Source organism: Pseudorhodoplanes sinuspersici, assembly GCF_002119765.1.
Classification (GTDB): domain Bacteria; phylum Pseudomonadota; class Alphaproteobacteria; order Rhizobiales; family Xanthobacteraceae; genus Pseudorhodoplanes; species Pseudorhodoplanes sinuspersici.
This window is the reverse complement of record NZ_CP021112.1, coordinates 5,291,530-5,308,387: the sequence shown is the minus strand read 5'-3', so window position 1 is coordinate 5,308,387 and position 16,858 is coordinate 5,291,530. Positions and strand designations below refer to the sequence as shown.

14 protein-coding genes are annotated in these 16,858 nt (G+C 59.9%); 8 read left to right on the top strand and 6 right to left on the bottom strand.

Translation table 11 applies throughout. The features are described 5' to 3' along the window. Positions 1-95: 95 nt before the first annotated feature. The 3 genes from CAK95_RS25875 (at position 96) to CAK95_RS25865 (ending at position 2,941) form a co-directional block, all read left to right on the top strand. Positions 96-983: a YicC/YloC family endoribonuclease gene (locus tag CAK95_RS25875; RefSeq protein ID WP_086090560.1), complete on the top strand. Its 888-nt coding sequence runs from the start codon at positions 96-98 to the stop codon at positions 981-983. After that, complete coding sequence (gmk, locus tag CAK95_RS25870) at positions 980-1,636, top strand: guanylate kinase (protein WP_086090558.1); 657 nt, start codon at positions 980-982, stop codon at positions 1,634-1,636. Before CAK95_RS25875 ends, gmk begins: the two co-directional genes overlap by 4 nt. A 96-nt stretch (positions 1,637-1,732) precedes the next feature. Further along, entirely contained in the window at positions 1,733-2,941 is a 1,209-nt protein-coding gene (locus CAK95_RS25865) for a cytochrome P450 family protein (RefSeq protein WP_086090556.1), read from the top strand. An 8-nt stretch (positions 2,942-2,949) separates the two neighbouring features. Here the strand turns inward: CAK95_RS25865 and rsmA are convergent, their stop codons facing one another. The 6 genes from rsmA to CAK95_RS25835 all read right to left on the bottom strand — a co-directional run bounded on the left by rsmA (position 2,950) and on the right by CAK95_RS25835 (position 10,892). After that, positions 2,950-3,804: a 16S rRNA (adenine(1518)-N(6)/adenine(1519)-N(6))-dimethyltransferase RsmA gene (gene rsmA / locus CAK95_RS25860; RefSeq protein WP_086090555.1), complete on the bottom strand. Its 855-nt coding sequence runs from the start codon at positions 3,802-3,804 to the stop codon at positions 2,950-2,952. Then, positions 3,801-4,835, bottom strand: a complete 1,035-nt coding sequence (pdxA, locus tag CAK95_RS25855) for a 4-hydroxythreonine-4-phosphate dehydrogenase PdxA (protein ID WP_086090553.1) — start codon at positions 4,833-4,835, stop codon at positions 3,801-3,803. The genes rsmA and pdxA overlap by 4 nt, the downstream gene beginning before the upstream one ends. 6 nt (positions 4,836-4,841) lie before the next feature. Next, complete coding sequence (locus CAK95_RS25850; RefSeq protein ID WP_157699746.1) at positions 4,842-5,831, bottom strand: peptidylprolyl isomerase; 990 nt, start codon at positions 5,829-5,831, stop codon at positions 4,842-4,844. A gap of 133 nt (positions 5,832-5,964) precedes the next feature. Beyond that, entirely contained in the window at positions 5,965-8,445 is a 2,481-nt protein-coding gene (locus CAK95_RS25845; RefSeq protein ID WP_086090549.1) for an LPS-assembly protein LptD, read from the bottom strand. Continuing rightward, the gene (gene lptG / locus CAK95_RS25840) at positions 8,445-9,521 is read right to left on the bottom strand and encodes an LPS export ABC transporter permease LptG (protein WP_086090547.1); all 1,077 of its coding nucleotides are present in this window, start codon (positions 9,519-9,521) and stop codon (positions 8,445-8,447) included. Before lptG ends, CAK95_RS25845 begins: the two co-directional genes overlap by 1 nt. A gap of 24 nt (positions 9,522-9,545) precedes the next feature. After that, positions 9,546-10,892, bottom strand: a complete 1,347-nt coding sequence (locus CAK95_RS25835) for an LPS export ABC transporter permease LptF (RefSeq protein WP_086090546.1) — start codon at positions 10,890-10,892, stop codon at positions 9,546-9,548. 383 nt (positions 10,893-11,275) lie between these two features. Between CAK95_RS25835 and CAK95_RS25830 the strand changes: the two genes are divergently transcribed. The 5 genes from CAK95_RS25830 (at position 11,276) to CAK95_RS25810 (ending at position 16,773) form a co-directional block, all read left to right on the top strand. After that, positions 11,276-12,772, top strand: a complete 1,497-nt coding sequence (locus CAK95_RS25830) for a leucyl aminopeptidase (protein WP_086090545.1) — start codon at positions 11,276-11,278, stop codon at positions 12,770-12,772. 36 nt (positions 12,773-12,808) lie between these two features. Next, the gene (locus CAK95_RS25825) at positions 12,809-14,269 is read left to right on the top strand and encodes a S10 family peptidase (RefSeq protein WP_086090543.1); all 1,461 of its coding nucleotides are present in this window, start codon (positions 12,809-12,811) and stop codon (positions 14,267-14,269) included. Continuing rightward, positions 14,266-14,718 (top strand): DNA polymerase III subunit chi, encoded by a 453-nt coding sequence (locus CAK95_RS25820; protein WP_086090541.1) that lies wholly within the window; start codon positions 14,266-14,268, stop codon positions 14,716-14,718. The genes CAK95_RS25825 and CAK95_RS25820 overlap by 4 nt, the downstream gene beginning before the upstream one ends. Before the next feature lie 265 nt (positions 14,719-14,983). Beyond that, entirely contained in the window at positions 14,984-15,547 is a 564-nt protein-coding gene (locus CAK95_RS25815) for a hypothetical protein (RefSeq protein ID WP_086090540.1), read from the top strand. Positions 15,548-15,801: 254 nt separating this feature from the next. Then, positions 15,802-16,773 (top strand): Bug family tripartite tricarboxylate transporter substrate binding protein, encoded by a 972-nt coding sequence (locus tag CAK95_RS25810; RefSeq protein WP_086090538.1) that lies wholly within the window; start codon positions 15,802-15,804, stop codon positions 16,771-16,773. The last annotated feature ends 85 nt before the right edge of the window (positions 16,774-16,858 follow it).

Genomic DNA, 16,858 nt, shown 5'->3' with positions numbered 1-16,858 from the left:
GACTCATGGGGTATGGTCCTGCCGGTTTTCGATTCCTCAAGTGATTTTGGATCGACTCGATCCAAAATCATCGTGATCTAACGGCCGGATGGTCCATGACATTATCGAGTATGACCGGCTTCGCCCGCAGCCATGGCGCGAGTGGGAATTATGCCTGGTCCTGGGAAATCAAGTCGGTCAATGCCAAGGGCCTTGATGTGAGACTGCGGCTGCCGCCAGGCTTCGACGCGGTTGAGGTCGCGGTTCGTGCAAAGGCCGCCGAGATGCTGTCACGCGGCAATGTCTACGCGACCTTGACGGTCAGCCGCGAGGGTGTCGCGCCGGTGGTGCGGATCAACGAGCCCGTCCTGAATGCGCTGATCGATGCCATCGGCAAACTGTCCCGCCAGGTGGATGCGGAAAGGCCGCGGCTCGACGGATTGCTGGCGCTGAAAGGTGTCATCGACGTCAGCGAAGACGAAGAGACCGAAGAGGCAAAGAGCGACGCGGAGACTGCCGTCATTGCCGGTTTTGCGCAGGCGATCAAGGGGCTGACCGAGATGCGCCGGCATGAAGGTGAGGCGATCGGCAAGGTGCTGCTCGCACGCCTCGATGAAATGGCGGTGCTGGCCGATCGGGCCGAGAAGGCACCGGGACGCCAGCCGGAAGCCGTCAAGAAAAAGCTCGCCGATCAGATCGCCGTCCTGCTCGATGCGTCCAGCCGGTTCGATCCCGACCGCCTGCATCAGGAAGCAATCCTGATGGCCGGCAAGGCCGATATCCGTGAAGAGCTGGACCGGCTCGCCGCGCATATCGCGCAGGCGCGCAAATTGATGACGGGTGGCGGCGCGGTCGGCCGCCGGCTGGATTTCCTGTCGCAGGAATTGAACCGCGAAACCAACACGCTTTGCTCGAAGTCGAACGACATTGAATTGACCAATATCGGACTCGAACTGAAGAGTGTGGTCGAGCAGTTTCGCGAGCAGGTACAGAATCTCGAATGAATGCGAATATTGAAATCGCCCGCCGCGGCATCATGCTGATCGTGTCGTCGCCCTCGGGTGCGGGGAAGACGACGTTGACACGTAATCTTCTGGATAAGGAAGAGAATGTCAGCCTATCGATTTCAGTGACCACCCGTGCGCGACGGACGAGCGAGATCGATGGCATTCACTACAAGTTCCTGTCGCGACGTCAATTCGAGTTGATGCGCGACGGCGGCGAGCTTCTGGAATGGGCGGAGGTGCACGGTAATTTCTATGGCACTCCGCGCGAGCCGGTCGAAACCGCGCTGGCGGAAGGCCGCGATGTTTTGTTCGATATCGATTGGCAGGGCACGCAGCAGCTCTACAATTCGATGCGTCAGGATGTGGTGAGCGTCTTTGTTTTGCCGCCGACCGCCGAAGAGTTGAAACTGCGGTTGGAGCGGCGGGCGGAAGATACGCAGGAGATCATCGCGCGCCGTCTCAAGAACGCGGCCGAGGAAATCCCGCACTGGGAGGAATATGACTACGTCCTCGTCAATCGCGATCTCGAAAAAAGTTTCATCCGTCTGCGTGGTATCCTCACGGCCGAACGATTGAAGCGCGTGCGCAAGGAAGACATTCAGGACTTCGTCGATCATCTGTTGTCCGACCTGAAAACTCTGACGCCCTGAACGGCTGATTTTACCATTTCGCCCTGTATTGCGGTTGCATCTCCACATCCCATTTTGATGGGGCTGTGTGTGAAGCAGGATGGAGCGGGGGCAATCATGGTCGTAAGCGCCGACTTCACCGGCCAGGCGTTTTTTCGCGATCCGGCCGCAGCGATCGAGAAGCTAAGAGCGGCCGGACCTGTCGTTCAGGTGAAGTTTCCGATCGTAGGGACGGTGTGGGCAACCACGACGCAGGACATGGCTGCTCGCGTCTTGAAAGACAGCGAGACATTCACCCTGCGCAAGGACGATGGAACGGTCGCCGGGCTTCGATGGTGGATGCCGGGCATTATCCGCGCGGTCGCCGACAACATGCTGACGATGGACGAGCCGGATCACACCCGACTGCGGAACATCGTGGATGAAGCGTTCCGGCGCCGGGCCATCATCGAGATGGAGCCGCATATTCTTTCAATGGCCGATGCGCTTGCGGCTTCGCTCTTTGCCGATGGAAGTCCCGCCGACCTGGTTGAGAGATATGCACGCAAATTACCGTTGTCGGTGATTTGCGAATTGCTCGGCTTGCCGCAAGAAGATCGGCCGAAATTCATTGCCTGGACGAACAGCTTCACGCGCCTGACCGGCATGACGGGATTTCTGGGATTGATCCCGGCCATGATCTCCATGAAGCGCTATTTGGAAGGACGCCTCGATGCGGCGCGCCGCGAGGGCGGTGACGGCCTGATCGCCGAGCTTGTCCGTGTCGAAAAAGAGGGCGGCCGCATCAGCCCCCATGAAATGGTGGCGATGGTTTTCCTGCTCCTCGGCGCCGGTTCGGAGACGACGACTCATCTGATCAGCGGGTCCGTCTATGAGCTCATCAGAAATCCAAAGCTTCGTGACTGGCTGGAAGAAGACTGGAGCCGCGCCAATCTCGCGATCGAAGAGTTCCTGCGGTTCGTCTCGCCGGTGCAGTTTTCCAAGCCGCGTTTCGTGCGGCGCGACGTAGATTTGGGGGGCGTTCAGGTCAAAAAAGGCGAGAAGATCATGGCCATGATCGCGGCCGCCAATATGGATCCGGAAGCGAACGAGCATCCCGAACAACTGGAGCTCACGCGGCAGCCCAACCGGCATCTTTCGTTCGGGACCGGCATTCACTTTTGTCTCGGTCATCAGCTCGCGCGTATCGAAGCAAGGTGTGCGCTGCAAGCCTTGTTCACGCGCTGGCCGAAGCTCGAAATGGCCGTTCCGGACTCGCAAATCCGGTGGCGCGAAAGGCCCGGCCTCAGGGCGCTTGCAAGCTTGCCAGTGGTGGCGGGTCAGTAAACGCGGTTTCACGCACGCGACTGGATTTCATATTCGCGGGCGAGACGGACAAATCCAGCGACTGGAATATCCTCGGCGCGATCCGTTGGCGCGATGCCGGCGGATTCAAGCAATGGCACGGGATCCGGTGTCAGCGACTTCAGGCTTTGACGCAGCATCTTGCGACGCTGTCCGAAAGCGGCTTCGGCAACACGTCCGAGGACGCGCCGATCGCATGGATCTGGCAATGGGCGCGGCACGAACTCCACCACCGACGACGTCACCTTTGGCGGCGGGACGAAGGCGGATGGGGCGATGTCGAACAGGATTTTCGGCTGCGTGCGCCACTGGGCGAGGATCGACAATCGCCCGTAATCCTTGGTGTTCGGGCTGGCGACAATGCGCTCGGCTACCTCGCGCTGAAACATCAGCACCAGACGGTCAAAAAACGGCGGCCACGGTTCTGTTTCGAGCCAGCCAATCAGCAGCGGCGTCGCGATGTTGTAGGGCAGGTTGGCGACGATGCGCACCGGCCCTCCGCCGAGATAAGCTGCTGGATCGAATTCCAGCGCATCGCCTTCGACCACCGTGAGGCGACCCGGATAATAGTCGGCGACCTGCTGTAGCGCCGCAATGGCACGCCGGTCGCGCTCGATCGCGATGACGTGCGTTGCACCTTCAGACAACAAGGCGCGCGTCAATCCGCCGGGGCCTGGGCCAATCTCAATGACGGTTGCGCCTTTCAACGGACCTGCAGCACGGGCGATGCGTCCGGTCAGGTTGAGATCCAACAGAAAATTCTGTCCGAGCGATTTCCGGGCGATCAGATCATGTTTGCGGATGACATCGCGGAGTGGAGGAAGCCCGTCATGCGCCGTGGTCATGGGGCCGGCGCGGGTGCCCGCTCTCTTTCGGCCATTCGCGCTGCCAGGCGCAGTGATGCGATCAGGCTTGCCGGGTTGGCGCCGCCTTTGCCGGCGATATCGAAGGCTGTGCCGTGGTCCGGCGACGTCCGCACGAACGGCAGGCCGAGCGTGACATTGACGGCATCATCGAAAGCGATGGTCTTGATCGGGATCAGCGCCTGATCGTGGTACATGCACAAAGCCGCGTCATAGCTTCGACGCGCTGCCGGATGGAACAGTGTATCGGCAGGCAACGGGCCGCGCACCGCGATCCCCAATGCGCCCAGTTGTTCGATGGCTGGACGTATGATGGTGGCTTCCTCGTCGCCGATCGTTCCGTTTTCGCCGGCATGCGGATTGAGACCAGTCACGGCGAGGCGCGGTGTGCGAATGCCGAAACGTTCCGTCAGCTCGCGGACGACAATCCGGCCGGTTTTGACGATCAGCTCGGTGTTCAGCAATTGCGGGACGGTGCTCAAGGGAACGTGGATCGTCACCGGAATGACGGCCAGTGTCTTGCACCACAGCATCATCACCGGCATCGCGTCGACCCCGAGCATCTCGTGCGCAAGACGCGCGAGATATTCGGTGTGGCCTGGATCGGTAAAGCCCCGGCGGTAAAGAACCACTTTCGAAATCGGGTTGGTCACGATGGCGCTGGCGCGGCGGTCGATCACATCTCGCACCGCACGCCGGATGGAGGCAATCGCGACATCGGCGCTGCTGTCGTCGGGATGGCCTGGTTGTGCTGTCGCGCGTTCCTCGATTGGGACGACCGGGAGGGCCGTATGAAATGCGGTCGAGGCTTGTTCGGGCGTGACGATCTGGATCGGGATCGTCAGACCCAGCTGTGTTGCGCGTGCTGCGAGATGGTCGGGGTCGGCTATGACGTAGAAAGCGGACAGATTGGTTTCGGTTCGCTGCTGCCAAGCCGCAAGCGTGATATCGCTGCCGATGCCAGCCGGCTCACCGATGGTCAGCGCCAAAGGTCGCTGGGGCTGCGCCAGCATGGCGTGCTATTGCTTGTATTCGATCATTGCGCCGGCCCGCAGTTCCTTCAGATAGCGGTCGGCCTGCTTCTGAAATCGCTGCTGGAACATTTCGTCGCGCAATTTGCGTTTTGTCGGGGAATCGGCGGTCGTTTCCCGCCTGTCGCACAAGGCGAAGACCTCGATGCCACCGCTGGTGCTTTCCGGCGGTGTGAGCTTGCCCACTTCGACCTTTGCAAGAATCTCGCGAAGTGCCGGGGAGAGGTCCGCGGAGTTTTTCCGCACCGGCGGACGCACCACGACGTCGCGAAGCGCGCGCGCGAAGGGCAGACCGGCAGAGCAATCCTGGAAGCGTCCGCGCAATGCATCGGCCTCGCGCCTGCGTGCTTCGATCACATTGGCGCCGGCGCCGCGCGGGACGACGAAAGTAATGGGATACAACGTGTAGTCGATGCCGACATCCTTCTCTTCGCCGCTCTTGGCTTCGGCTTCGAAGATGTCTTTTTCGCCGACCTGCAACTGCGTCGCATAGCGGCCGCGCACGATCTGGCCCCATGTCAGATCGGCACGCAGGCGTGCCTTCAGCGTGTTCGGATTGACGCCGGATTTCTCGAGCTGCTTCGCAAACTGGTCCGGCGTCGCGCCGGCATTGCGAGCGATACCGGCGAAGGCGTTATCGACCTCCTTGTCGCTGAGCTCGAAATTAAAGCGCTTGCCGGCCAGGATTTTGAGTTTGTCGTCGATCAGCTCGTTGATGATCTCTTGCCGCGACTTTGCTTTGCCGCCGCCGAGGCCCATCAGACGGCCACGTTGCTCAATGTCATAAGCGGTGATCGGTTGTCCGGTGACGTAGAGAACGATCTGGGCTTTTGCGGTCGAACCAGCCGCAATGACAAGAACAACAGCGACAGCCAGCATGCGCAGGACGGGGCGGAGTGCCAGAGCATGATGCCGAAAAGTGCGAAGCGGTTTTCGGACGACGTCATGCTCTAATGTATTCGAATCGATCACGTTCATGATTTTGGATCGTTTCGATCCAAAATCATCGCGGTCGAGCGTGATCGTTGTCGGTAAGGTCGCGTGCATCATCGATAACAGCCATCGTATTGAGGCGGGTCTTGTAAGCCAGACCATGTCAGCCCAGCCCGGCTTATAAGCCACCGCCGATGGAGCCCACGCCAGTCGACGTCTGTGTGGTGCCGAGCGTGCGCAAACCGAATTGCAGCATGACCCGATGATCCTTCCCCGGGTTGCCGCTGTAGGTATAACTGGTGATGTAATTCAAGGCCAAGATAAGGCAATCGTCGACATATCCGAGGCCGAGGCGGGTCTGATCGAACTGGTCCGCGTCGAGGTCGTACCGAGCCGCGGCGATCACGGCCCAGTTCTGTGTCATTTTGTAAGACACCCCGCCCAAGATGCCTTCGCGCCGGGTCAGGAAGCCAAGTTCCGGCTGTGCGGCATAATTGCCGTAGAGAGCCTGAAGCGACAGTCTGTCAAAGTTCGCTTTACCCTCGAGTTCGAAACGCTTCACATCGAAGTTTTCCTCACCGAAGCGATAGCGCGTGGTGAAGGTGAAGATCCGATCGGGCTGATAGGCGAGGCGGGCGACATAATCGGATGCGCGCGTATCGAGACCGCTATTCAAACCGGTATTGGTGGCATCGCCTACAGCAAAGGAGTTCACGCCGAACAGCTGATAGGACTGCCCGAACAGCGCATTGAAATAGCCGCCCTGATTGAACTGCGCGGTGTATTGCACACCGTAGTTCGCCCGGCCGCCGCCTTCCACGCGATCCCAACCCGAGAACTTGTCAACTGCGAACAGATTGCCGTCGTCGAACACGAAGCTCTGCGCGTCTTCGTTCGGCAGCTTGCCGATCTGCGTCTCGTTCGGACGCACTATGACTTGTGCGATCGGCTCGATGGTATTGGTGCCCCAGGACTGCACGTTCACGAAGGGATAGCGATATTCGAGACCAGCAACAGGCATACCGCGGAACAACGCCGAGTCGCTGGTCTCGATGAAATTCGAGACGCCTGGCTGGTTCGTCAGATTGACCGAAGCGACGTCCGCACGCAGCGAGAAGAATGGCGTAAAGATCTGGCCAAACGGATCAATGATCGATTTGCGCCAATTAGCCTCCGCCGAAAACCGCGTGTAACTGCCCGGTGCACCGCGCAACAGGCAGTTCTTGGTGTTTTTCACCGCCGGGTCCGCTGTGGAGAGACCGCAAGCGTCGTTATTTTCGGCAAAGGTCGTGATCGGATCGAATGACGCTGTTTGACGTGACAGGCTCGTCAAGTTGAACTTGAAGCCGAGTTCGCCTCCCAGCACCGGCTGTCCAACGATGTAGTTGTAATCAATCACCGGATGCACGACCGGCAATTGCTTTTGGTCGTCGAATTCGGAGAAGCCGTAATAGTGGATGGCACGTGCGTCGAAATAGGAGCGGTTACCGCGGCCCGTCAGATAAAGCTGCGATACGCCTTCCATCTGGCCGTTCTGGAAAGGATCGCTCGCGTTATTGGTGAAACTCTTCAGGTGATAATCCTGATAGAAGGTCTTGTCCGAGATCAGCAAGGCGTCCCAGCCCCAGACCCATTTCTGGTTCAGGGCAAACTGGCCGTTCGATTCCACCGCACCACGCCAATCGCGGTACCCTGGCGTCGGATCGCCGTTCGTGTGGATGAATTCGTCCTTGTCGAGCTGCCGGATGCCGGCGGCACGAATGGCATAGGCGCCGTTCATCAGCCGGTGCCGGAATTCGGCTTGCAACAGCGGGCCCTGCTTGGTCGTGATGGTCGGCGTCAGCGTCAGGTCGTAATTCGGCGCCAGCGCCCAGAAATAGGGTGCGTCGGCGCGAAGACCGTACTTTGAATCGGAGCCGAAGCTCGGCATCAGGAAACCGCTTTTGCGCTTCACGGTCGGATCCGGCGCCGAAAAATACGGGAAATAGGCAACCGGCATACCGAAGAATTCGAGCTGCGCCTGCTCGAAATAGATCATCTTCTCTTGTTCATCGTGGATGATGCGCGCGCCCTTGACCTGCCAGAGCGGCGGCTTTTTCGGATCATTTTTACAGGCTTCGCATGCGGTATAGACGCCGCTTTGCAACACGGAATAGCGGCCCTCGCTGCGGTCGACGCGCGCCGCCGCAAAGCGGGTGGCATCCGGCGTTTCCAGCCGCAGCGAATCCACGAAGCCGTCGCGGTAATCGTCGTTGAGCTCGAGAATGTCGCCGTAGGTGATGTTGCCGTTCGCTTCGGTCAGACGAACATTGCCTTCGGCGCGCAGCCGCTTGGTCTTCTGGTTATAGGTGACCTTATCGGCTTCGATGGTCGAGCCGTCATAGTAGATCTGCACGTTGCCGACGGCATTCACGCGTTCATTGACGTGGTCGTATTGGACCTCCGTCGCCTGAACCATCATCTGCTTGTCACCACGCGCAGACGTCGTTGGCCCCGCCTTCGGCTTGGGCGGCCGCTGTTCAAACCTGAAAAAGTCGGTCTGAGCCAAAGCAGGCGCCACCGTCGCCAGCCCGGTCAGAGCTGCGGCACACCACGTCAAGGCCGCAGCGGCGAGCGCGCGGCCGATCGATCCGGGACGGGGAAGGAAACGCAACGCCATCACCCGTCTTCCTGATAAAGCAACACCAAAAACCCCGTCAGCCCCCCAACAAGAACAGGAGCCCAAGCCGCCGTCACGGGAGACAGCAACTCAGTCTTGCTCATGTCTTCGGTGATTTTCGAGAGAACATAAAGCAAAAATCCGGACAAGACGCCACCAAGAACCATTTTTTGGACGCCACCCATACGGGCGAAACGCAGGCTGAAAGCAGCGGCCAGCAATACCATCGCCGCGAGCAAAAACGGGCGGGATAACAACTTGTGGTACTGGAGCCGGTATCCGGCAGCCGCAAGCCCGGCGTTCTCGGCCATCCGGATATAGTCCGGCAATTCCCAGAGTGTCAGCGTCTCGGGCGTGGCGAAATTCTCCTGAACCTGCTCGCGCGAGATGTTCGTTTTCAGGTTGTAGGTCGCGTGAACGCTTGGCGGCTCATCGGTCGGATAAACGCGAGCATTGATGAGCTCCCAATGCCCATCCTTAAGCTCGGCCGAGTCGGCCTCGATCCGATCCTGGTATCGGCCCTGCGGATCGAAAGTAAATACGGTCACGCCGACGAGGCGCATGCCTTGCCGGCGGCTGTCGCGGGCATTGATAATCGATTGGCCATCAACGCTGCGTTGGCGGACCCAGAAGCCGGCATCCTGTTGTCCAAAACTGCGCTGGCCGAATATCTCGGCCTCGTAGCGCTTCGCCCGTTCCTGGAGGCTCGCTGCAACGGGGTTGTAAACCAGCGTCGCGAAAGCCCCGAGAAGGAGCGCGACGATGACCGCGGGAGCGGTGAATTCCCAGGCCGACACACCCGCCGCCCGCGCCACCACGAGCTCATTCCGGCGCGAGAGACCGAGATAGCAGGACATCGCACCGACCAGGATGCAGAAAGGCAGAATGCGTTCGGCCATCATCGGTACGCGAAAGAACGACAACTTTATCACCAGAAAGGCCGTCGCATTCTCGTTGCTGGCGGTGCGGCGCATCAGCTCGACCGAATCGAGCAGGATGACAAGGAGCACAACGCCGCCGAAGACGGCAAGCGCAGTGACCAGGAATTTCATCCCGAAATAACGGCCAAGGGTCATTGATACACGCACGCTCGATCCCCGTCAGGTCGCGGCCGCCGGAGCGGCACGCCTGAGCCGTGCGCCAATGGCATCGACTGCATTGGTGACGAAAGCGGGCGCCTCGATGACGAGACCCCGATGGATGGCGAACAATCCGAATATCGTAGCAGCCGCGAGAAGGGCGTAGTGAAACGCCAGGACGAAAGGATAGCGAACGCACAACACGATCACGACGAAACCGATCAGGCGGATCACCGAAATCGCGACGGCCGCGCCGGCGACCGACATGGCGCGGCCCTGACGTGTGGTCCGCGGCGCCCCGAGATAGGCGAAGGTGATGATGGTGAAAACGATAGGATAGATCGGTGCAAAGATCCGATCGTGCAGCTCGGCCCGGACCTGGCCTTCCTGAAGCTTGCTCTTTTTCGGATCGTTGGTGATCAATTCCCAGATATAGCGATCACGGGCTGAGTTTCGCTGGATCGACTGATCATTCGATGCCTGTGCCAGATCAAGCGCATAACGCTCGAACTTCACAATCGTCGGGTCCTTTTGTTTTTCCGGGACTGTGTTCTGAACCTTTTGATCTTTCAGACCGGGCTGATTCTTCTGACCCTTTTTGTTTTTTTGCTGCGGCGTGACCTCAAGGCGCTGAACACTGCCGGTTTCAAGTACAAGAAATGTGCCGCGTTCGTCCTTCACGATGGTGCCTTGCTCGGCAAGGAAAGTTGCGCGCTCGGTCTTACTGCGGCGGTCATCGACGAAAACGCCGAGGAGCTGCCCATTGGGAAGCCGTTCCCGCACATGGAAGGTCAGGCCGCGCTCGAAGCCATTGAAGCGGCCCGGCTGCACGATGTTGGTGACAAGATCGGCGCGAACATCGTTCGCCCAATCGTTCAGCGTCTGCAGGCCCAGCGGCCCAAGCCAGGCGCCAATGATGCTCATGATCAGCGAGACGAAAACCGACATATAGAGGAAGGGCCGGAACAGTACCCAGGGCGACATGCCGGCTGCATTCATGACGATCAATTCGGAATCGTTCGACAACCGCCCGATCGCATGCATGACGGCGATCATCAGAGCGATCGGCGCGATCACCAGCACCAGCATCGGGATGACCAGGCCCGTGATGCCGAGGAAAACCAGCACGGTCTGGCCGCGGCTGGTCATCAGGTCGATATCGCGCAGCGCCTGGGTGATCCAGATGACGGCGGTGAGGCTGAACAGCACGATGGCGAAAGCGCTGAATGTCGTCGCGAAAATGTAACGGGCGATGGCGCTTGGCGCGAGCGATCCCAGTCCGATCGACCGCAAGCTGAAGCGGCCAGGCAGGACCGAGCCCAGCCTGATCGCACCGATGTGAATTGGACCCAGCCTGATCGGACCCATAACGCCGCGACGTTCCCCAGTTCGCCCGCGGCCCCGGATGGACCTTCGGTTGCTTATCTGAAGCGGCCTCCCCAAAGCCGTCTCCAAGCCGCGTTCATAATCGATTCACAAAGTGGCTCGGCCAAGGCAAAGCTGTTGAAAATGCATCGAAAAAAGTTAATCCGCAGGCAAGATTTCCGGCGCTGTGTCCTCGGGAACACGTTCCGCCGGCGCCGAGGTTCCGTTATGGTTAAGAGGTCGCTCATTCGGGGCGACCGACTGGCCAGTGTGAGCCTCAGGTTACCTGAAAACGTCGAATCGCTTTGCTCGGGCCGCACCCCGTCTTAAAGGTTGGGCGACGGTTCCCGGCGACAAATGTGACGAACAGATAGGAAAGCTCACCCATGGCAGGCGCTCCCAAACTCGGATTTTCATCGTTCTCGGTGCCAGGCAAGGGGGTACTGGTCGTTTTCGCGGGGACTGACCTGGCTTTCGGCCCGGCCACCAAAAAGCTACTGGCGCCGACGGGTGATCTTGTGTCCCGGGCCGCCGAAGCGGACGGTTTCAAGGGCAAGAACGGCGCCGCGCTCGATCTGATCGCGCCGCAGGGGTTGAAGGTCTCGCGCCTCATTGTGATCGGGACGGGTAAGGCGTCCGAATTGAAGTCGGACGACTTTGTGAAGCTGGGCGGCAGCGCCTTCGGACGCGCGCCGAAAAGTGCCGATGAAGTGACGATGATCGGCGAAACGCCGGATGGTCCGATGAATGCTGATCAGGTTGCGGATCTGGCGCTTGGCGCGATGATGCGGGCCTATTCCTTCGATCGCTACAAGACCAAGCGCAAGGACGACGACAACGAGCCCAAGCAGCGCAAGCTGACGATCGGTGCCGCCGATGCGGACAAGGCCCGCAAGGCCTGGAATGACCGCGAGGCCGTTGTCGAGGGCGTTGTGATCGCGCGCGACCTCGTCAACGAACCAGCGAATATCCTCTATCCGGAAGAATTCGCGCGCCGCGCCGCCACGCTGAAAAAGGTCGGCGTCGATGTCGAAATCCTCGACGAGAAGGCGCTGACCAAGCTCAAGATGAATGCATTGCTGGGCGTCGGTCAGGGATCGGTGCGGGAAAGCCGCGTCGTCGTGATGCGATGGAATGGTGGAAAAAAGGGCGATAAGCCCTTGGCATTCATAGGGAAAGGCGTGTCCTTCGATACCGGCGGCATTTCGATCAAGCCGGCCGCCGGCATGGAGGACATGAAGGGCGACATGGCGGGGGCCGCCTGCGTCGTCGGATTGATGCATGCGCTGGCCGCCCGCAAGGCGAAGGTCAATGTCGTGGGCGCCATCGGCGTCGTCGAAAATATGCCCGATGGCAATGCCCAGCGGCCAGGGGATATCGTCACCTCGATGTCCGGCCAAACTATTGAAATCATTAATACAGATGCCGAAGGGCGGTTGGTTTTGGCGGACGTGCTCTGGTACGTCGGCAAGACCTACAAACCGGAATTCATGGTCGATCTGGCAACGCTGACCGGCGCCATCATCGTCTCGCTCGGCCACGAATATGCGGGCCTGTTCTCCAACAACGACAAGCTTGCGGAAAGGCTCGTAGAAGCCGGTCAGTACACCGGTGAGCGTGTCTGGAGGATGCCGCTCGGACCAGAATACGACAAACAGATCGATTCGAAGTTCGCCGACATGAAGAATACCGGCGGACGCATGGGCGGATCGATCACCGCCGCGCAATTCCTGCAGCGCTTCGTCGACAAGACGCCATGGGCCCATCTCGATATCGCCGGCACCGGCATGGGCTCGCCGCAATCGGACATCAACAAGAGCTGGGGCTCGGGCTTCGGCGTGCGTCTGCTCGACCGGCTGGTGGCCGACCATTACGAGAAATAATCCCCTTACGAGAAATAGGCTCTTGCGGATCGCGCGATGACGAGACGGCTCATGATCGGCAGTGGGATTCTTCTGCTGCTGACATGCTTCGCCGTCGTGCCGCATGACGCAATCGCGCAAACCAGTCGCAAGCCCGCCGCCGAAACGACGGCTTCGGTTGCCTTGCCGGATCGCGCTTTGGCGTTTCGCGTTGTCGCTGAACGCCTTCCGCTGAAGAATGATCGCGGCCAGGTGGATGCCGAGGCCGGTGTCCTTGCATTCCTGCGCAAGGATGCCGGTTCGCCGCGACCGATCACCTTCATTATCGGCGGCGGACCGGGGACATCGTCGGCCTATCTCAATCTCGGCGCGATCGGGCCTTGGCGGATTGCTTTCGACGGCAGCCCGTCAAAGGCGCGACCGTTATTGGCGAACGCCGAGACCTGGCTCGACTTCACCGATCTCGTGTTCATCGATCCGCCGGGCACGGGGCAGGGTTTGCTGCTGCAACGGGATGCCAGGACGAAAGAGCGCGTCTGGTCGGTCGATGGCGACATCAATCTGTTATCCGACGCGATCGCGACATGGTTGCGCAATCACGGCCGTTTGGCCGCGCCGAAACTGCTGCTGGGTCAAAGCTACGGTGGCGTCCGCACTCCCCGCATCGCGGAGGCCTTGCAAATCCGTCATGGCATCGCGCTCAACGGCTTGATCCTCGCTTCGCCCGCACTCGATTACGGCTGGCGCTATCATGCCCGCACGTCACCGCTGTCGTTTGCCACGTTGCTGCCGTCCTTCGCCGCTGCACGGCTGGAAAGCGAGGGGACGTTCGAGGCGCACAAGCTGATCGCGGTTGAGGATTATGCAAGCAGCGTGTTCATTGACGAATATCTACGCGGTCTGCGCGACAAGGAGGCCGCGTCGCGATTGACGGAGCGCGTCACCGCCATCACCGGTCTGCCGGCGGCTGTCGTGTCGGCGGCGCGCGGCCATATCGACGAAAAGCTGTTCAGCCGCGAATTTGCAAGAATGAACGGCAAGCTGACATCGTCCTATGATCCGAGTGTGACCAGCGAAGATCCCGACCCGGCGACGCCGCGTCCCGACTACGCCGATCCGTTTCTTGCTGCGTTGAAAGCGCCGCTGACGATCGCGATGTCCGATCTGCTCAAGACGAATGTGCCCGGACAGCAGCGCGCCTATATCGTATCGAACGAAGCCGTATTCGACGAATGGCAATGGAACAGCGATCACGGCCTGCCGGAATCGGTCACGGCATTGCGCAAGATGCTGGCGCTCGATCCGGCCTTGCGCGTGCTGGTCGTGCACGGGTATTCGGATTTGCAGACGCCGTATTTCGAGAGCACGCTGATCCTCAACCAGTTGCCGGATTTCGGCGGCCGGATCGCACAGCGCAATTACAGGGGCGGGCACATGTTCTACAGCCGCGATGAATCGCGCGCAGCTTTCCGCCGCGATGCTGAAGCTTTTGTTTCGATGATAAGGCAACAGCGGTGACCGAAGTCCGCTTCTATCATTTGATCGACCAGAAGCTCGAACGCGTGCTGCCGCAGCTTCTTGAATTGTCGCTGCAGCGTGGCTGGCGGGTGGTCGTGCAGGCGTCGTCGGACGAACGCGTCGAGGCGCTCGATGCGCATCTGTGGACCTATCGCGATGACAGTTTTCTGCCGCATGGCACGTCACGCAGTCCGGATGCCGTCGATCAGCCGGTCCTGATCACGGCCAATGACGGCAACCCTAATCATGCCAATGTCCGTTTTCTGATCGACGGTGCGCCGTTGCCGGACGATGCGGCGAATTACGACCGGCTGGTTCTGATCTTCGACGGCAACGACGATGAGGCCGTCGCGCTCGCGCGCGAACGCTGGTCACAGGCAAAGGGGCAGGGGCATGACGCGAGCTATTGGCAGCCCGACGAGAATGGCCGGTGGGTTCAGAAGGCCTGACCGCGACGACCCAGGCAACAGAATCGGCGTATATCGTTAGCAATTTCAAAGACTTGCTCTTTCCTGCTCCTGTCATTTCGAGGTGCGGCATTTTGGCATATGAATCGGCCGGGAGGTAAAAATCGCCATTAACGAGCCGCGGTGATTCATTCATCACGACGTTGATCCTCGCCATCTTGCCGACTAAGAATTCGGCTCTGTTGGTCGCTGGGACGATCGTCAAAATCAGGGATGTTGCGTGCGGGATTGCGTCTTCACGAGAACCATGCCGCGTGCGGCTGTGTTGTCCGCCGTGCTGGCTTTGCTCGCGAACTGCGCTGCGCCTGATACGACGCAGGGGACCGGCAAATTGTCCGATCTGTTCGCGACACCGGAATGGGCGAAGTTCAATAATTCGAAGCCAACCGCGCAGCAGCGCGCGATTACGCCGGACGATCTCGTCAGCGCGGACGGCCGCTGCGCCGGCACACCCGATGTCGTGACAGCACAGGCGACGCCTGAGGGGGCAAATGCTCCAGAAACGGCAAGCGATGCGCAGTCCGGACAAGGGGCGATACCGCCCGTTCTCAGCGGCATCGCACTGGCGATGACGGAATGTCAGGTTGTGCAACGGACCGGCTTTCCCGATCGTGTGGATATCGGTGCCGAAGGCGGTACACGTGTGACGACGGTGACGGTGACGCACGGAACGTCGCCCGGGCTTTATCGTTTTCGCGGCGGTCGCCTCGTCTCGATCGAACGGGTCGACGTGCCTGCGCCGGCGAGGCCCGCCAAATCCACAAAGGCGAAGAAGTCTTCGCAGGCGCCGATCCGCGGCACGCAGCAATAACGCTTCTCTTTCGCATACGGCTCTGAACCCGCCACTGATGTGAGTGGCCCGGGATTTGCTTTTGTTGCTCGCATAATGTGCTCGCACGATGATGATGGAGCGATCGATGCGCCACGACCAGATCACGATGACTTTGGATCGAATCGATCCAAAGTCATAAACGTGATCGATTTTAATACGTTAGAGCATGATGCCGAAAACCGCTGCGCACGTTGCGGCATCATGCTCTAACGCATCGGGCAAAGGGACCTGCGATGAAGATGATCTTGCGTGCGGCGGTTGTGATGTCGGTGATGCTGGCGGCCGGTGCCAGCTACGCTCAAAGTCAAACCGCCGGTTATCCGAACCGAGCCGTCAAGATCGTGTTGCCATTTCCGCCCGGTGGCGTTGCGGATGTCGTCGGACGGCTGGTCGCGCAGAAGTTGTCGGAAAATCTCGGCCAGAGTTTCTTCATCGAGAACCGCGGTGGTGCCAGCGGCAATATCGGCGCAGCGCTCGTGCAGGATGCGGCCCCGGACGGCTATACGGTGATGATCACCAGCTCGAGTTTTCTGATCAATCCGGGTCTGCAGAAGGTCCCCTATAATCCGATCGGCGGTTTCGCCCCGATCAGTGTTCTCAGTGCCTCACCAAGCATTTTGGCGATTCACGCCGGTCAGTCATCAAAGAGCATGAAAGAGCTGATCGACACGGTGAAGAAAGAGCCGGGCAGGCATAGCTACGCATCGGCCGGCGTTGGATCGACACCGCATCTGCAGGGCGAGATGTTCAAGGCGGCTTACGGGCTCGACCTGCTGCACGTGCCCTTTGCCGGCGGCGCTCCGGCGCTGCAATCGGCTGTTGGCGGGCACACACCGATTGTGATTGCCGCTCTGGCACCGGCGATTCCGCTGGTCAAATCGGGCGAATTGCGTGCGCTTGCGATCATCGGACCCAAGCGTGTCTCGGCATTGCCGGATGTGCCGACCATGACAGAGGCGGGGTTACCGGGTCAGGAAACCGAGACCATTCTGCTCGCACTGGCGCCGAAGCGGACGCCGAAGGAGATCGTCGATCTGTTGTCTCGTGAAATGAGCAAGATCGTTGCGATGCCCGATGTCGTGCAGAAGCTGGATGCGCTCGGTTTCTCGCCGATGGGAACGACGCCCGAGGAGACGTTGGCGCGCATCAAGAGCGAACTCGACATGTGGGCCAAGGTGATCAAGGACGCGAAGATCGAGAAATAATTGGAGTCGGCATTTCTCTCCGTTCATTCCCGCGAAGGCGGGAAGATCGCCGAACCGGTCATTCCGGGGCGCGCCTGAAAGGCGC

What these genes read in the sequence shown, in the direction of transcription:
- CAK95_RS25810 (WP_086090538.1), top strand. Translation starts at nt 15,802, where the DNA reads ATGAAGATGATCTTGCGTGCGGCGGTTGTGATGTCGGTGATGCTGGCG.
- CAK95_RS25865 (WP_086090556.1), top strand. Translation starts at nt 1,733, where the DNA reads ATGGTCGTAAGCGCCGACTTCACCGGCCAGGCGTTTTTTCGCGATCCG.
- CAK95_RS25815 (WP_086090540.1), top strand. Translation starts at nt 14,984, where the DNA reads ATGCCGCGTGCGGCTGTGTTGTCCGCCGTGCTGGCTTTGCTCGCGAAC.
- CAK95_RS25830 (WP_086090545.1), top strand. Translation starts at nt 11,276, where the DNA reads ATGGCAGGCGCTCCCAAACTCGGATTTTCATCGTTCTCGGTGCCAGGC.
- CAK95_RS25835 (WP_086090546.1), bottom strand. Translation starts at nt 10,892, where the DNA reads ATGGGTCCGATCAGGCTGGGTCCAATTCACATCGGTGCGATCAGGCTG.
- CAK95_RS25850 (WP_157699746.1), bottom strand. Translation starts at nt 5,831, where the DNA reads ATGAACGTGATCGATTCGAATACATTAGAGCATGACGTCGTCCGAAAA.
- lptG (WP_086090547.1), bottom strand. Translation starts at nt 9,521, where the DNA reads ATGACCCTTGGCCGTTATTTCGGGATGAAATTCCTGGTCACTGCGCTT.
- pdxA (WP_086090553.1), bottom strand. Translation starts at nt 4,835, where the DNA reads ATGCTGGCGCAGCCCCAGCGACCTTTGGCGCTGACCATCGGTGAGCCG.
- CAK95_RS25875 (WP_086090560.1), top strand. Translation starts at nt 96, where the DNA reads ATGACATTATCGAGTATGACCGGCTTCGCCCGCAGCCATGGCGCGAGT.
- gmk (WP_086090558.1), top strand. Translation starts at nt 980, where the DNA reads ATGAATGCGAATATTGAAATCGCCCGCCGCGGCATCATGCTGATCGTG.
- rsmA (WP_086090555.1), bottom strand. Translation starts at nt 3,804, where the DNA reads ATGACCACGGCGCATGACGGGCTTCCTCCACTCCGCGATGTCATCCGC.
- CAK95_RS25845 (WP_086090549.1), bottom strand. Translation starts at nt 8,445, where the DNA reads ATGGCGTTGCGTTTCCTTCCCCGTCCCGGATCGATCGGCCGCGCGCTC.
- CAK95_RS25825 (WP_086090543.1), top strand. Translation starts at nt 12,809, where the DNA reads ATGACGAGACGGCTCATGATCGGCAGTGGGATTCTTCTGCTGCTGACA.